The following is a 14,897-nucleotide window of genomic DNA, read 5'->3' as shown; positions in this document are numbered from 1 at the left end:
TTTTCTGTATTTAAACTTATTTCACAATATTGGATTTCCCACTATCTAAAACTCTATTTGCTGGTACACTGGACATTTCAATCACTGTATTCATACTTTTATCAGTTAGTTCAATGAGTTCGTTTTCATGTTTTATTTTATTTAAATCCCACACCATCCCATGAAATTCATTATACTGACCACTTACTTTTATAATGCTTTTTGTTTTATTTGAAGGCTGTATTTGAAGATTTGTAAATTGATTCCCACTAATTTCATTTGGCGTAGTTACTTGACTATCCATATAAATCATATTCACACAGTCTTCTAAAGAAAAGTTCATAAAACGATTGGCATTTATCCAAGCTTGTCCGGTGCTCGGTTTTTTTGCTACTAATTTTAGTCCGGTTTCCATTCCTACAATTTTAATGTTTTCGAAGTTAACAAACGAAATTTCATTTTCTTTTCCAGCAGAGTATAAAGAAATTCCGGTACCTTTATTCGTTTCCGTCCAATTGATAATATTTATATCTTTTATTTGTGTTTTGTTCCAAGTGTTATAATATTTATTTTTACCGTCTAAATAAATAACTTCAGAGCTAAATTTAGGATCGTCAATAGCTATATACGCTCCTTCAATGGATGCGTTGTTCTCCAGTTCTAGAACTCTAAAGTTTCCCTCAACTACAAATTGGGATCCATAACCAAATAATAATTTCACACCTTTTTTAACAATGATTGGTGACGTAATTTTATACTTCTTATCATCAAGTAATACCGTTTTAATTTTACTAGATTCTGCTTTATTAATAGCAGATTGTATTTTTATTGAATCATTTTCCCCTTTAAAGTTTTCTACATACAAGTTAGTACTTTTAGCTGCATAGTCTTTTTTATTGTATTGATAAAAAGCAAAAGTAATTAAAACTATACCAATGAGTAAAACAATTATTTTCTTCATCATACTCACCCCATATCGATTAATCTATGGCTTTTATATTGAGGTTATTATTATTTTGCTTTGTATTTCAGATTACCATTGCTGCTTTGTCTATGATTGAATTATATTATGTAGGATTTAGTAAACTGTTTGCTTTACTAATACATCATTCTTATAATGTATTGATTTATGATTTCATAAAACAAAAGTCTGCTTGTACATAATGTAATTCCTTCCTCTATCCCTAATAAGCTCTTACTGGTGATATAAGATGTACTGCTGCAGATTGTTCTCCTGCTTCAATCAATATCGGTCTCATAGAACCGCCAAAGCTTAAAGTAATCGTTTCTTCTTTTATTGCTCGTAAAGCATCAACCATAAAACGCCCATCGAAAGATATATTTAATTGTTTTTCACCTTGAATCGCATCTATTTGTTGCGTTTCGGATATTTTCCCAATTTGAGAAGCGTTTGAAGAAATTTTAATTGTGGATTCGTTTATGATTTCTAAGTTAACATTGTTATTGGCCCATTCACTTGCTAATAAACTTGATCGGTCTACACCTTGTAATATCTTTTTTCTATCTAAGTTAATAATCGTTTTAAAATCATTTGGAATAAGGTTAGAAATATTAGGATATTTCCCTTCAATTAGTCTTGAATATAATGTAGTTGTTCCGAGCGTAAATATAATATGACTCTCTGAAAGGTAGATATATACGAATTTCGAATTGCTGTTCATTAATTTTAGAAGTTCATTAATGGTTGCGCTTGGTACAATACAATTTGCTTTTACATCTGAGGAAAGTCGCGTTTCACGTATCGCTAGTCTATGTGAGTCAGTTGCAGCACAAATAAACTTATTATTAGATAACTCTATATGCACCCCAGTAAGAACAGGTCTAGATTCATTTTTTGCTACCGCAAAGACTGTTTGTTTAAATACTTCAATCAATTGCTCTGTTTCTACTTTGATTTCTGCATGATTGTCTATAAGCGGTACATTCGGAAACTCATCTGCAGGAAATCCATTTAAACTTAATGTGATTTCTTCTGATTGTATCTTAATAATTTGCTCATTCTTACTTTTTATTGCTATATCACTTGGCATTTTCTTTATTATTTCAATAAAATACTTTGCAGGTACAACAATAGTTCCTGCCTTTAAAATAGTTGCAATCTTTTCGTCTTCAATTAAAACAGGAATGAATTTTTCAATAAAAATATTCGAGTTACTTGCAATTAAAGTAATTCCAGATTGATCTGCAGTTATTTTTATACCAGATAATATAGGAATTAAAGATTTTGTTGATATTGCTTTGTTGACTTCTGAAAGTGCTTGAGTGAATTGTTTGTGATTAACGATAAACTCCATTTTTTCCCCGCCTTACATGAGATAATATTTTTATGAAGATTGATGAACGATTGTTCCGTTAAAAAAATAAGGTACTGTTTCCTTCTTTTGTAATAAATCTAATAAATGTTCTGGTATGCGTAAATATGGAGCTGCTATATGTAATTCCATCCAAGTAATCTCTTCAATTTCTTTCGGCCTTGATATATATGTCTCTCCGCCAATTATTTCACCTAGAAAATTAAAGAAAATTGCATGATGATCTCTTTCCTCGAAAAAGGCTTCGCTGATAGAACAAATCCCTTTTACGTTTATATGTAACCCTGTTTCTTCTTTTACTTCTCGAATTACTGCTTCTTCCAATGTTTCTCCTAATTTAACTGCGCCACCTGGTAATGTATAATAAGAACCATTTTCCCCTTTGTTTTTTACCATTAAAATCTTTTCATTAGTTTTATCGTACAAAATCGCGTATGTAACATTAACTTTTTTCATATGTACCTCCTCTATTTTTAATAAAAGGAATTTTCTGTCTTCTATTCATTCTACCATTAACTCCTTTTAATATATATAAGTTAGTTAAGTCTTGCCTTTACCACTATTAGTGGAGTTAATAAGAATAGGCTACTGATATAAAAAAAGAACGTACCTTAGGAAGATTATCCAAAGTACGTTCTTGCAGTTTTAGAATAAAGTATCTAAATTAATTAACCTACACCCTTTTTCAATTGCAAATTCTTCAATAAGTTTTATTAACTTGGTTCCGTAACCTTCATGTCTATATTCTTCAGAAACCCATAGAAAGTCAACGTGTATATGGTGCCAAAATGTAATTGCAGTTATTCCACCTACAATTTTTCCCTTTTCATTTCTCACTATAAAACTAATTTTTTCTGAAGGCTTTTTCTCTTCATCTGAAATATGTTTTTGGTTATATTCAATTACTTTTTCTCTTATGTAATCACTATCTTCTTGGACCCATTGTTTTACTATTTTCATTTTAATTATCACGCTCCTTTTAAAGTATCTATTCAATTTAATAATCGTAATATCCTGTCTAACTTAATAGTCGTAGTGCACTGTTTCATTTCACTAAAATTTTAAAAAACCGTACTACATTTTATCTGTAGTATGGCTTTTTACCGCGTTTGATTCTTTTTAATTCAAGTTTCAACATATTAGTACAATAATTCAATTGTATCACTGCGAAAAAGAATGAACATTCCTAAACCAATTAGAACAATTGGAACAATAATATGACAATTGTTCTCAAGTACTTTAACTAGAATAGGAGTTCTTATCAATTTGTAGCTAATAAAACACCATATCGCTATCATGGAAAAAAAGATTATTAATGTAACGATATTTGCTTCCAAGGATTGACTAGCGAACATTGGTATATAAATTGAGATATTGTCAGCTCCATTAGCCAATGTAATCGTAGCTACTTTAAATAATGACTCAGAAGTGTTATCAATGACTTCATTACTTTTGTTAGAACGAATCGAGGCTTCTCAAATCATTTCATTTTAAATTAAATAACTCTATTCTCTCTATACTAAAAAGAGCCCTATATTAGGACTCTTTTTAGTATTACGCCACTTTCCGATGTAAATGTTTTAGTTCCTTTTTCTTCTCTGCAGTTGGTGGACGGATTAATATTGAAATAATGAAGGAAATAACACTTAAAACACCAATTATAATGAAAGTTGGTTGAAATCCCCCGAGTATCGCTCCAATAAATGATCCTGCAAGCGCACCAAATCCAAAACCTTGGTAGACAATCCCGTAATTTGTACTATGGTTTTTTAATCCAAAGAAATCTCCGACAATAGCTGGGAATATAGTTATATTACCGCCGAAGCAAAAGGCGACACTTGCTACACAAGCAAAATAGATTCCGTAATTTAGCGGAATAAAACTTAAAGTAAAGACTGACAAACCTATAATAATAAACGTTGCAGAGACAATTTTCATTCGGCCGATTTTATCTGATAACGTCCCAAGAATGATTCTACCTACTGTATTAAAGATCGCAATCATAGCAACGGCGTTTGCAGCGGTTGCTGCGCTAAGTCCAACGAGTTGTACACCGATATCTTTTACCATACTGATTAAATACAAACCACCCATACACGAGGTGAATAACATAAAAAATAGCAGATATACTTGTTTCGTTCGCATCATTTCACGCGGAGTATAGTCATTGTGTAATGTTTCAGTTACAGCATTACTTACAATTGCCTCACGTAAGAAGAACGATCCGATTAACACTAAAAGTAACACGATAATACCCCAATATAAGAATGCTTGTGATACACCAAGGTTATCGATAAGATTTCCGTTTATATATCTAAAGATTAAGCTGCCCATTCCATACGCTGATACAGATATACCTGAAATAAGCCCTTTCCGATTTGGAAACCATTTAATTAAATTAGATAGTGATGTAATATAAGCTGTTCCATCCGCATAACCAACAACGACACCAGCTAATAAATATAATAGTGGTAAAGAAGAAACTTGAGAACTAAGTATTAAGCCGAGTCCTAAAACAATTCCTGCAGTAGCAATAAGTTTCCGAAGTCCTAATTTTTTCTGTAACTTTGCTGCAAATAAAGTTGAGAATGATAAAGAAAAACTTGTTATAGAGAAAGTTATCGCTACTGCATTAAGATTCCATCCAAACTTACTTACAAGGGGTTGATTAAATAAACTCCATGTATAAATTGTTCCAAGTCCAATTTGAACAATGATTGTACCTAGAACAATTAGTAACGGATTTATAGAAGTTTGTTTCATACTAACTGTCCCCTTCTTTTATCTTGACATGAATTTTCACAGTTAGTATATCCATCATAAATTGCAAGATACTGTACGGAAAATGGTAATTAAGTTCATATACACAAAAAGACACTTCATAAAGAAGTGCCTTTTGCAGGTTATATCAGATGTTTCTAAAGAAAGCTTTGTTAAGATAAGCCATTTTCAAATGCTTATGTATATATGTTATCAAATAATTTCTTATATGTGATGAGACTTAAGACGTATTTTTCATTCATCATATAGTCGGATGAAAAATTAATATTCGATTTCATCAAAATCCTTCGGCTGCGGTACAGTTTGCATATTAGCTGCATCTTTAGGATCGCTATAAATCGCATTTTGCTCTGTATTTACATCTTTTATATTTTGTTTTTTATTTTTGTTCACTTTATCTTTCACTTTCAATCACTCCTTTTTGTTATAGGAGTAATTATGCCCTATTACCGTTACTAAATGTATCAGCGACTAAATTACTAAATTCACGTAAATAATATAAGTAATTATCACCGCCGTAGTTATATCTTTTGTTATACATTTTTGCAACAACTACATTATATTCAGGTATTACTAAAATGGTCGGTCCAGTAATCCCTAATATTTGATACGACCCTTTTGGAACACGTTCACCAAGTTCGCTTAATTGCGCAGGCTCATTTTGGATGAACCAAAACAATCCATTTTGTGGTAGCTCTTTGTTTATATATGTTGGACTCTGCAAACTCGTAGCGATTTTTATAACTTCTTTTGGAACAATTTGTTTATCATCTATCCCACCTTGATTTAAATGAAGATTGCCCCACTGCGCAAATTCTCTAGCTGAGACAAACAAATTTTTTTCAGTACCGTCATCTACCGTACCAATTTCACTAATTGCGTCTTCATTTGGATTATTAACAACGTCAACTAAATTTTCATCTCGCTGAACTCTCCAACCTGTTTCTTGAAAATTAGCAGGCTTAAACACACGCTCCTTTAACAATTCAGGAAAACTTTTGTTATATAGCTGATAAATAAGACGTGTCATCATTCTTACATTAATATCTCTATACGCCCATGATTGTCCCGGTGCAAATTCACGAAAAATTGTCCTGTCATTCGTTTCTTCTAATCCGTGCGAATGTGTTACTAAATGTCTTATCGTCGTTTTACTAAGCAATGCAGGATCAAAGTCTTTAAAATATTTTATCGCTTCATCATCAATAGAGTTTATTTTCCCCTCATAAAGCGCATACGCTATCATTAATCCTAAATAACTTTTTCTAGCAGAAGCAACGTTAAATTGTGAAGATGCTGTTATTCTCTTGGTTGTAGATGTATTTGAGTGATAACCACTATAATGCTCTAGTACGATTTTATTATCTTTTATAATACAAAGTGCTGTAGCAGAACTATGATTTTTTTCTTTTATATCCTCTACCCAAGAAATCAACTTATCATATGTATACAAATAAATCCCCCCTTAATACACATCAAAATTACAGCATGAAAGAAAAGTGCAAAATAGTTTTTACACCTTTCTTTCATATAAAATAACTTGAATTTTCTATACTTAAATAATCCACCAGTTCCAGCAATTAAAGCAACTGAAACATCCTGCGCATCCTATGCATCCGCCACAACGACCTGCACAACCACCACATCTACCGCCACATCCACCGCAACGTCCACCACAACCGCCACATCCGCCGCAACGACGTGCATCGTCTTGAATGTAATAGTATGGATATTGACTTTGTTGTTGATCCCAATACACAACATTGCCAGTTTGATAATCATTAAGGTTTAATGATTGTAGTTCTTGTTGAAACTGATTCATTATGAAACCCTCCATTTATAAATGTAAATTCCGTCCAAATATTAAAGTTAATAAATTCTTTTAAACAAAGTAGAAACAAGACTATAGACTAAATGCGTACATCAACAAAATATGAACTTACACTAGGTGATGTACCTTGTTTTTCAGCCTATTTTCTTTATATTCATTCGATGGACGTATTTACTATAAATAAAGTGATTTAAAAATTACTAATCCAACAATTTAGTAGTTCATCACTTAACTTTCTTTCTAGTAATTCCTTCACTAAAGGCATTGGCATGATTTCATAATGATTTAAGGCTTCTTTATTATAATCTATCCAGTGAAATGCTAAATGAGACTCGCTAGATTTCGGTGTTAAGTCCGTATGTAAATCTTGTGACTCTACTTCAAAAATGTGGTTAATTTCATGATGAAGCACTTCTTTATCTTGCCATTGATTTTCTATGACGCCTAAAAATTGTTGTATACTACAGTTTACTCCAAGTTCTTCTCTTAACTCTCTTTTTAATGCATTCTCTGCTGATTCTCCAATTTCAACATGGCCACCAGGTAAAAAATAATGATGGCCGATATATTCAGCAACTAATAATTTTTCATCTTTTATCATGACTGCTCGTACAATATGATGAAATTTACTTTTCAATTGATATTCCTCCTAGTTATTTAATGTATAGTTTCTCAAAATAGTCATTTAGTATTGGTATAATATAAATCATAGGTGTTTCATACGGATGAATATCATTAATAACTTCAAGAGCATCTTTTACAAGTTCTCGTTTACACTTTATTTCAACTTTACATTCTTGTCCTTCGCATATTTGACCAATTTCTCCATTAAAAGGAGATGCCTCTTCTAAAGGTCTCCAATATCCTTTCACTGAACTATAGGAAAGACAATGGTCATATTCGCCCGTTTTACATGCTCCAATTTTATTTAATTCATCCCTTAATGTTTCAATATATTCTTCAGGAATGAACACTTCAATTTTCACTTCAGTAAATTGCATATTTCATTTCACACCTTTACTTCTTAATAGTTAAACAAATAAACGGTATACTTGCTCACCATCATACTCCTGTCCTAATGATATGAAACCATATCGTTCATATAATTTCTTTGCAGAGAGATTATCTTTATGTACGGTTAATCTTATTTCTTTACACGATTTAAAAGTATTTTTTATTATATCAATACTTTCTTGTAATGCTGCTTTTCCATAACCATTACCTTGTTGCGATTGATCAATAATAAATCCGTTAATCCAATACATATCCGATGTCTCTATTACAACAGCATGCATAACAAAACCAACCATAAGGTCACCATCGTATATAGCGAATGGTATGTACTCTACATTGTCACCATCTGGTTTTATATATACTTTAGCAAGTGAAACTGCTACAGCGGGGACAAATTTTCTTTGATCTTCTTTAACTTGTAACTTTAATGCATCTTCCCAATTGTCTCTCGTAACAACCTTTAACTGGACATTCAATATTGTAAGCTCCTTTATCTAGAGGATGTATTTTTATATTCAACGCATTGAAATAATTCCCTTTTTCGACAGCAACTTATAACATAATTTTTATAAAATCTTGAATGAATTTTTCTGCATCTATTTCTAAAGCTATACGGGCTCCTTCAGATTTAGAGTTAGGGCGAAAATCAGCAAATGTTTGTCCTTTCGTATCTCCGTATGTATCTACATTTACTGTACGATGCACAAATTCAAAAAAACTTGGATTTACTAATCCGCTTATTGCAACCACATCATGTAGCAAAGGTCCTTCCATAGATGGATTAAGTTTTTGGTATGCGGATAGATAGTAGTCATACATTGGTTTCATTATCATATGAAATGGATTCTTTGCATTAGCTTGAATATAGTTAAATACATTTGGTGTTAACACAGCTTTGTTTGTTACATTTAAAGGGAATATGAATAAATTCTTTGCTTGATGGAAAACAATTTTACTTGCTATCGGATCTCCATACACGTTTGCCTCTGCTAATGGCGTAACGTTTCCTACTTCTAAAAAAACACCACCCATGAAATAGATTCCTTTTACATTTAGCATTAAATCATTCCATAAATTAAAAGCAATTGCTAACGAGGTAGATCTTCCTACATCAACAATCGTTAAATCTTTTCCGTACTTTATAAGAATCGCAGCAATACTGCCGAAATTATATATTGGAATAGATAATATATTTCCTGGAACATGGATGGGCCCTAATCCTTCTGCTCCGTGAATTTCAGGATAGTACGTAGTGATTTCTTCTGTCAGTGGTTTTGTTGCACCACTAATGACAGGAATGTTTTGTCTATTTGCTAACTGTAAAATATACGCTGCATTATGTGCAGCATGTATATGCTCAACATTTCCGTATCCGGTTACAATACCGACAATTTCAATTTCGGGATGCAGTAAACCATACATAATGGCAAATGAGTCATCAATACCTGGATCTCCGAAAAATAATACTTTTTCCAAGAAATACTCTCCCTTCATAAAAACATAGAGTCATCAATAACTATGTATATGAAAAAAGCAAGTATATCTATGCGAATTTTAGAATGGATAATGTTTTACAAAACATTAAAAAGGAACTAGCGAATGCTAATTCCTTTCTTCAGTAACCATTCTCAAATTTAATTAATTATCGTATCCTTCATAAATTGCATCATTTATTAGATTTTGTGTTTTTTTATCATCAGGTACAGGCTTCCACCAATTTCCTGTAATAAATAACATAGTTAATAAATTATAACTATCACTAAAATAACTTTCTCTCTTATTCTTCATCCAATCCCAACCACTATTTACCCACTTTTGATTATTGCTACTCGTTATACTTGCAGCAATAAACGGTGAAACAAATACAGCAGTTGGATAACTACCAATATTGGATCCATTTAATTGATAACCATCCACAATTTTAGAAGGATTTCCATTCGTTTTATTTTGAATCCATGAAGAGACTTTATCAGAAATGACTTTACTTCGCTTCTCGCCGTACATTGCATAGTCCATTACAATTCTTAAAGGTACTCGACTAGCATTATAATAATATGCATTTGTATATTCTGACTCATCTAAGAAGTCTTTAGGTGCGGGTTGTGGTGGGTTTTTTACAACGAAATCTGAAATAAGTCCTGTATTTGGAGAGTACTTATTACTAAATTGCGTATAAACATCGTACAAATTATTAATAACAGTAAGCCAAGTTTTATCACCTGTAAATTCATAAAATGCTCTAAGGTGTGACATCATCCAATCAGATGGTCTCGTATCAAGTGAACTTTTAGAATCCCAATCTCCTAAATTTAGTCGGTTATTATTTGTAACATTACTAGCTTTAATACCTTTTGTAATCATGTCTTGTGCTTCTTTCAAATAATTAACTGTTCCATTAGATCCCCACTGCTTATGAGCAAGAAGAAGAGAATACGCAATATCTAAATCTCCATCAGTAGCAGAATCAAAATGACCTTGTGCTTTTTTACTATCTGCGACAACCCATCCCATTAAATTAGGATTTTGAGAGCTTTTAAAAGTTCTTGCTGTTTTAAATAATCCGTCATATATTTTTTGAGCATTCGAATCATAACCAGCCATTAATACTGTAATTATCATCCCATACCCTTGACCTTCTGAAGTTCCAAGTGGCTTAAACCCATCCGCATCACCTGTAATCTCTCCTTTTACGTAATAACCACCAGGTAAAGAAGATAAATCATTTTTCAAATATTTCTTTTTCCAATTATCGTAGTAACTTCTTACAGAAGCATTTAAACTTTCCTGTGTAACATGATTCGGTTTTATAACACCTGCATAATTAACTTGCTGGGGAAATGGTTTCATTTCCTTTGCAGCAGCTACTTGTTGATTAACTACGGGAATAGAATTTTGTATTGAATTGTCCGTTACACTTGCTGCGAAACTAGAATTAGAAAAACTAGCTAGTCCGATTCCTACAATAGAAATACATGTAAAAATATTTCTTTTTCCATTCATTATGTTGTCAGCTCCTTTTAAAATGCTTACTACATAAAATGTAACATACAATATTTAACTGAAATACAAAATATTATATTTATCAACATAAGAAAGAAACTATATAAAAAAGTATCATAAAATTATTATTGAATTACATTATACGGATTGATTATTTGCTAAATTCCTATGTTTTTCTTTTCTTAATATTGGTATATGAGCAATCACAATTCCAAGTATAGTAATTCCTCCGCCAATTATCGAAACTAAAGTTGGCACTTCTCCTAACCATATCCAAGCAATGAAACACGCAGTTATTGGCGTTAAATATAGAGAACTTGTTGCTTCAGAAGCACCAGCACGAGATATAATATAGGCCAATGCAATATACGGGAGTACTGTTGGAAAGACACCTAAATATATAACGCTCAAGTTAACTTCAAGAGGAGCTGCTAGTATTTCTTGATAAACTCCGGGTAAGAAAATAAGCATACATACAGTACTAGACAAAATTGTATATATGGTAAATGGTAAGAAGCCGTATTTTTCTAAGTAAGATGTTTGGAAAACGAAAAATAGACTTTCTGAAATCGCCGCTAATAATATAAATAATCCCCCGCTATTCAATTGAATAGCATCGCCCTGGCTAAATGAAATTAAGGCAATTCCTGCAAAACTAATTACACCACCAAGCCAACCATTTAATTTCATTTTTTCATTCAAAAAAACAGAAGCAAGAATTGCCGTTACTATTGGAGTGACTGAAATTATTAAACTTGCAGATCCAGCATTTACTGTTTTTTCGCCGTAATTTAATGCGATGTGATAAATAGTAAACCCTAAAGCACCAAATATAAAAATTGCTGGGATATCCTTTAAATCCGGTAGTCGTAGTTTGTATATAAATGAAAATAACAAAAGTATAAATGAGGCGATTAATAAGCGTAGTAAAGTAAGGTGTTCAGGCGTATAAGATTCAAGCCCCATACGAATTGCTGGAAAAGCAGTTCCCCATATAAGAATTGTAAAAGCGTGAGCACATATAATGCGTAAATCCCATTTTTTATTATGCATATTTTCTCTCCTTCCCTAAAAAACCAACCATTTTTAAATTACCAATTATTTCTTTTCATCATATTTAATAGTTGATACAATGTCTTCAACCAGTTATTTATCGGAAAAACCAACCACTTTGAATCTTTTAAATAAACGAAGGAGTTTTTTATATGACGACCGATAAAAAAGTGCCCAAATATCAGCAGATAATAGACTATATGAAAGAAAAAATTGAAAACGGAGAATGGCCAATTGGAAGTAAAATCCCTAGTCAGCGGCAGTTAGCAAAATTATTTCATGTAAATCGAAGTACTGTAATTACTGCGCTAGATGAACTTATAGCAGATGGTTTAATTCAAGGACAAATCGGAGCAGGAACAATTGTAATGAATAATACATGGTCATTATTAGCAACTAATCCTCCGCCCGATTGGAGTGAATATGTAAAAGCCGGTATTCATAAACCAAGTAAGTTAATGGTGCGAGAAATAAATGAAGCAGAAGCAAATAAAACGCTTATCCATCTTAGTAAAGGTGAACTTGCACCTCATCTTTTCCCGCTCGAAACTATGCAATCTATAATAAAAAACGTCAGTGAGGAATTAGATTATTTCGGATACGAAGAACAAAAAGGTATTTATCCGTTACGTGAAGCAATAAGCAAATATGTAAGATCATTTGGAATACATGCATCACCGGATTCTATATTAATAGTCTCTGGTGCACTCCAAGCATTACAATTAATATCGATTGGTCTTTTACATAGAAAATCAACTGTTTTACTTGAGCAACCTTCTTACTTATATTCACTTCATGTTTTTCAATCAGCAAATATAAATTTATCAGGTATATCAATGGATCATCACGGTATTTTACCTAACGACTTATTAAAACGAATTAAATATAGTCAAAAGAATAATATTTTATATTCAATCCCTTGTTTTCAAAATCCAACGGGGCTATTGATGTCCAAAGAGCGAAGAAAAGAAATATTAAAAATATGTGAAAAAGAGCAATTGCCTATCATCGAGGATGATATTTACCGAGAGTTATGGCTTGATGAATCACCTCCAGCTCCTTTAAAGTCGATGGATAAACATGGACATGTATTATATATTGGTAGTCTCTCTAAAACACTTAGCCCAGGACTTAGAATTGGATGGATAATCGGACCAGAACCTGTTATTGATAGATTGTCAGATATAAAAATGCAAACAGACTATGGATCCAGCTCTTTATCTCAAAGAGTAGCTGCTGAATGGATAAATGAAGGTTTTTATGAAGCACATGTAGCAAACGTAAGAATGCACCTGAAAGAACGAAGACAAATAATGATACGAGCTTTAAATAAATATTGTGCAGATATTGCATCATGGGATATTCCTAGTGGTGGATTTTTTATATGGCTAAAGGTTGTACATAACATTCCGATGAAAAAACTATTTTCAGAGGCACTATCAAAAGGAATTCTTTTAAATCCGGGACGTATTTATGAAGAAGAATCAGATCAGTACATTCGTTTATCATATGGATATGCTACTCCAGAACAAATGACTAACGGAATTAAATTGCTCAGTGAATTAATTCGGAAGTTAACAGCATAAAAAAATCCTCTTTTGTTTTTGGAGGATTTTTTTATGTATCTTATTTACCACAATTTCATTTCCTGCCCTAATAAAATAAGTTCTTCATAAGGATCTCCGTCAATATTTAATACTTGAGCAAAAGCAGGTTCTGTTTTTAAACCTTGTTCCTTTAAGCGAATAACTTCTTCCCTTATATGGGGATGCTGCATTAATAGCATGTGCTCCACTATCATGTGTCTATATGCATTTTGATTACGCACTGGCTTCGGTTGAGCAAATAATTCAAATTCAAAACCTTCGAATTCAAAATTCACCTTTATCGATTCAGTACCTTTAATTTTTTTCTTTTTTATGTTGAACCCTCCATAAGAACCATATAAAGATCTCATTTCCTGCTCAAAAACATCAAAATTATATACTTCCATTACAATATCTAAGTCAGATTGAGGAGTATCAATTCTTATAGGGATTGTCCCGCAAAGAACGGGATTATATAAAGCTAAATCCTCCATTATGTTTAGGCTATTCAAAACATCATATATTTTTTGTTGTTTCTCATTGCCAGATTGTAAATATGTAATAGATGTAAACATAGAAGTCTCTCCTTCATTTAACATAATAATCATCTCACTAAATATTAAAATCATTGGGTTTTGTTCTAGGAGTACCTTTATTTCAATATATTAAGCCGAACTAACTATATTTTTCAACTTTTCTCCTATACTGCAATACTATAAAAATAAAAAAGGAGGAATTATTATGAGCATTTTTAACATTCTTTTAACCATACACATCCTATTTGGAACAATATGCTTAATCACTGGTATTGTAGCGATGGTTGCCCAAAAGAAGAAAGGAAAACATACCGAATGGGGCGAAATATATCATGCATCCTATGTTGTCATTACCCTTACAGCAATAATATTATCCATTATCAACTGGGATAAAATCGCATATTTATTTTATGTAGCAATCTTCTCTTATTCATTTGCGATTTATGGATACCTTGCACGAAAAAAACGTTGGAAAAATTGGCTCCATCACCACATTAGAGGCATGTTAGGTTCTTATATTGGTGCAGTCACCGCGCTTTTAGTAAATGTCGGCATCCATATTCCCATTATAAATTTACTTCCGCCAATATGGTTTTGGTTTTTACCGACCTTAATTGGTATCCCCCTCGTAGCCAGTGTATCAAAAAAATATAAAAAGCGTAGTTGAAATTAATTACATTTTGATTACTTTCTGATTATTAGAATGAAAATTATACTCTATGTATCACGAATGATATTATAAGTGTTCGCCCTATGAATATTTAAAATAAAGTGCCGCCCAACT

Annotated in this window: 17 protein-coding genes and 1 pseudogene; 2 read left to right on the top strand and 16 right to left on the bottom strand. The window is 32.1% G+C overall.

Annotation, left to right across the window (positions count from 1 at the left end):
• Positions 1-16: 16 nt before the first annotated feature.
• From V7S45_RS13185 to V7S45_RS13115, 15 genes and pseudogenes are all read right to left on the bottom strand, one after another.
• On the bottom strand, positions 17-940 hold the full coding sequence (locus tag V7S45_RS13185) for a hypothetical protein (RefSeq protein WP_130055546.1): 924 nt from the start codon (positions 938-940) through the stop codon (positions 17-19).
• Positions 941-1,163: 223 nt separating this feature from the next.
• Positions 1,164-2,294: a DNA polymerase III subunit beta gene (gene dnaN, locus V7S45_RS13180; RefSeq protein ID WP_000394468.1), complete on the bottom strand. Its 1,131-nt coding sequence runs from the start codon at positions 2,292-2,294 to the stop codon at positions 1,164-1,166.
• Positions 2,295-2,324: 30 nt separating this feature from the next.
• A complete protein-coding gene (locus V7S45_RS13175; protein ID WP_000757601.1) occupies positions 2,325-2,768 on the bottom strand; it encodes an NUDIX hydrolase in 444 nt (147 codons plus the stop codon).
• A gap of 189 nt (positions 2,769-2,957) precedes the next feature.
• Positions 2,958-3,272, bottom strand: coding sequence for a GNAT family N-acetyltransferase (locus V7S45_RS13170; protein WP_342761896.1), 315 nt, complete (start codon positions 3,270-3,272; stop codon positions 2,958-2,960).
• 179 nt (positions 3,273-3,451) lie between these two features.
• Positions 3,452-3,781: pseudogene (locus tag V7S45_RS13165) on the bottom strand (cadmium resistance transporter); the annotation flags it as partial.
• An 85-nt stretch (positions 3,782-3,866) separates the two neighbouring features.
• Positions 3,867-5,075 carry an OFA family MFS transporter gene (locus V7S45_RS13160; RefSeq protein ID WP_048538320.1) on the bottom strand — a complete coding sequence of 403 codons (1,209 nt, stop codon included), beginning with the start codon at positions 5,073-5,075 and terminating at the stop codon, positions 3,867-3,869.
• A 279-nt stretch (positions 5,076-5,354) separates the two neighbouring features.
• Positions 5,355-5,498 (bottom strand): hypothetical protein, encoded by a 144-nt coding sequence (locus tag V7S45_RS13155; protein ID WP_000653680.1) that lies wholly within the window; start codon positions 5,496-5,498, stop codon positions 5,355-5,357.
• 31 nt (positions 5,499-5,529) lie between these two features.
• Positions 5,530-6,546 (bottom strand): serine hydrolase domain-containing protein, encoded by a 1,017-nt coding sequence (locus tag V7S45_RS13150; RefSeq protein WP_342761895.1) that lies wholly within the window; start codon positions 6,544-6,546, stop codon positions 5,530-5,532.
• A 102-nt stretch (positions 6,547-6,648) separates the two neighbouring features.
• Positions 6,649-6,915 carry a heterocycloanthracin/sonorensin family bacteriocin gene (locus V7S45_RS13145; RefSeq protein ID WP_001071389.1) on the bottom strand — a complete coding sequence of 89 codons (267 nt, stop codon included), beginning with the start codon at positions 6,913-6,915 and terminating at the stop codon, positions 6,649-6,651.
• Positions 6,916-7,114: 199 nt separating this feature from the next.
• Positions 7,115-7,561 carry an NUDIX domain-containing protein gene (locus V7S45_RS13140; RefSeq protein ID WP_000836832.1) on the bottom strand — a complete coding sequence of 149 codons (447 nt, stop codon included), beginning with the start codon at positions 7,559-7,561 and terminating at the stop codon, positions 7,115-7,117.
• A 16-nt stretch (positions 7,562-7,577) separates the two neighbouring features.
• On the bottom strand, positions 7,578-7,925 hold the full coding sequence (cutA, locus tag V7S45_RS13135; RefSeq protein ID WP_001160791.1) for a divalent cation tolerance protein CutA: 348 nt from the start codon (positions 7,923-7,925) through the stop codon (positions 7,578-7,580).
• A gap of 30 nt (positions 7,926-7,955) precedes the next feature.
• Positions 7,956-8,414, bottom strand: coding sequence for a GNAT family N-acetyltransferase (locus V7S45_RS13130; protein ID WP_001102671.1), 459 nt, complete (start codon positions 8,412-8,414; stop codon positions 7,956-7,958).
• A gap of 76 nt (positions 8,415-8,490) precedes the next feature.
• Positions 8,491-9,414, bottom strand: a complete 924-nt coding sequence (locus V7S45_RS13125; protein WP_342761894.1) for a nucleoside hydrolase — start codon at positions 9,412-9,414, stop codon at positions 8,491-8,493.
• A 162-nt stretch (positions 9,415-9,576) separates the two neighbouring features.
• A complete protein-coding gene (locus tag V7S45_RS13120) occupies positions 9,577-10,938 on the bottom strand; it encodes a glycosyl hydrolase family 8 (RefSeq protein ID WP_001013617.1) in 1,362 nt (453 codons plus the stop codon).
• Between the two features lie 138 nt (positions 10,939-11,076).
• Positions 11,077-11,991, bottom strand: a complete 915-nt coding sequence (locus V7S45_RS13115; RefSeq protein WP_000551622.1) for a DMT family transporter — start codon at positions 11,989-11,991, stop codon at positions 11,077-11,079.
• Between the two features lie 152 nt (positions 11,992-12,143).
• Here V7S45_RS13115 and V7S45_RS13110 point away from each other — a divergent pair, with 152 nt between their 5' ends.
• Positions 12,144-13,577, top strand: coding sequence for a PLP-dependent aminotransferase family protein (locus V7S45_RS13110; protein WP_088362136.1), 1,434 nt, complete (start codon positions 12,144-12,146; stop codon positions 13,575-13,577).
• A 44-nt stretch (positions 13,578-13,621) separates the two neighbouring features.
• Here V7S45_RS13110 and V7S45_RS13105 read toward each other — a convergent pair whose 3' ends face one another.
• The gene (locus tag V7S45_RS13105) at positions 13,622-14,152 is read right to left on the bottom strand and encodes a DUF4269 domain-containing protein (protein ID WP_000495197.1); all 531 of its coding nucleotides are present in this window, start codon (positions 14,150-14,152) and stop codon (positions 13,622-13,624) included.
• A 166-nt stretch (positions 14,153-14,318) separates the two neighbouring features.
• On the opposite strand from V7S45_RS13105, the gene V7S45_RS13100 reads away from it, so the two are divergent.
• Positions 14,319-14,780, top strand: coding sequence for a DUF2306 domain-containing protein (locus V7S45_RS13100; protein ID WP_000021744.1), 462 nt, complete (start codon positions 14,319-14,321; stop codon positions 14,778-14,780).
• The last annotated feature ends 117 nt before the right edge of the window (positions 14,781-14,897 follow it).

It is taken from the genome of Bacillus sp. BR3(2024) (genome assembly GCF_039134555.1).
GTDB lineage: Bacteria > Bacillota > Bacilli > Bacillales > Bacillaceae_G > Bacillus_A > Bacillus_A cereus.
The sequence above is the reverse complement of the archived record's forward strand: the minus strand, read 5'-3'. Positions and strand labels throughout refer to the sequence as shown.

Bases quoted from the DNA above. Each gene is read 5' to 3' on its own strand.
- V7S45_RS13185 (WP_130055546.1), bottom strand. From the start codon at position 940: ATGAAGAAAATAATTGTTTTACTCATTGGTATAGTTTTAATTACTTTT.
- dnaN (WP_000394468.1), bottom strand. From the start codon at position 2,294: ATGGAGTTTATCGTTAATCACAAACAATTCACTCAAGCACTTTCAGAA.
- V7S45_RS13175 (WP_000757601.1), bottom strand. From the start codon at position 2,768: ATGAAAAAAGTTAATGTTACATACGCGATTTTGTACGATAAAACTAAT.
- V7S45_RS13170 (WP_342761896.1), bottom strand. From the start codon at position 3,272: ATGAAAATAGTAAAACAATGGGTCCAAGAAGATAGTGATTACATAAGA.
- V7S45_RS13160 (WP_048538320.1), bottom strand. From the start codon at position 5,075: ATGAAACAAACTTCTATAAATCCGTTACTAATTGTTCTAGGTACAATC.
- V7S45_RS13145 (WP_001071389.1), bottom strand. From the start codon at position 6,915: ATGAATCAGTTTCAACAAGAACTACAATCATTAAACCTTAATGATTAT.
- cutA (WP_001160791.1), bottom strand. From the start codon at position 7,925: ATGCAATTTACTGAAGTGAAAATTGAAGTGTTCATTCCTGAAGAATAT.
- V7S45_RS13120 (WP_001013617.1), bottom strand. From the start codon at position 10,938: ATGAATGGAAAAAGAAATATTTTTACATGTATTTCTATTGTAGGAATC.
- V7S45_RS13115 (WP_000551622.1), bottom strand. From the start codon at position 11,991: ATGCATAATAAAAAATGGGATTTACGCATTATATGTGCTCACGCTTTT.
- V7S45_RS13110 (WP_088362136.1), top strand. From the start codon at position 12,144: ATGACGACCGATAAAAAAGTGCCCAAATATCAGCAGATAATAGACTAT.
- V7S45_RS13105 (WP_000495197.1), bottom strand. From the start codon at position 14,152: ATGTTTACATCTATTACATATTTACAATCTGGCAATGAGAAACAACAA.
- V7S45_RS13100 (WP_000021744.1), top strand. From the start codon at position 14,319: ATGAGCATTTTTAACATTCTTTTAACCATACACATCCTATTTGGAACA.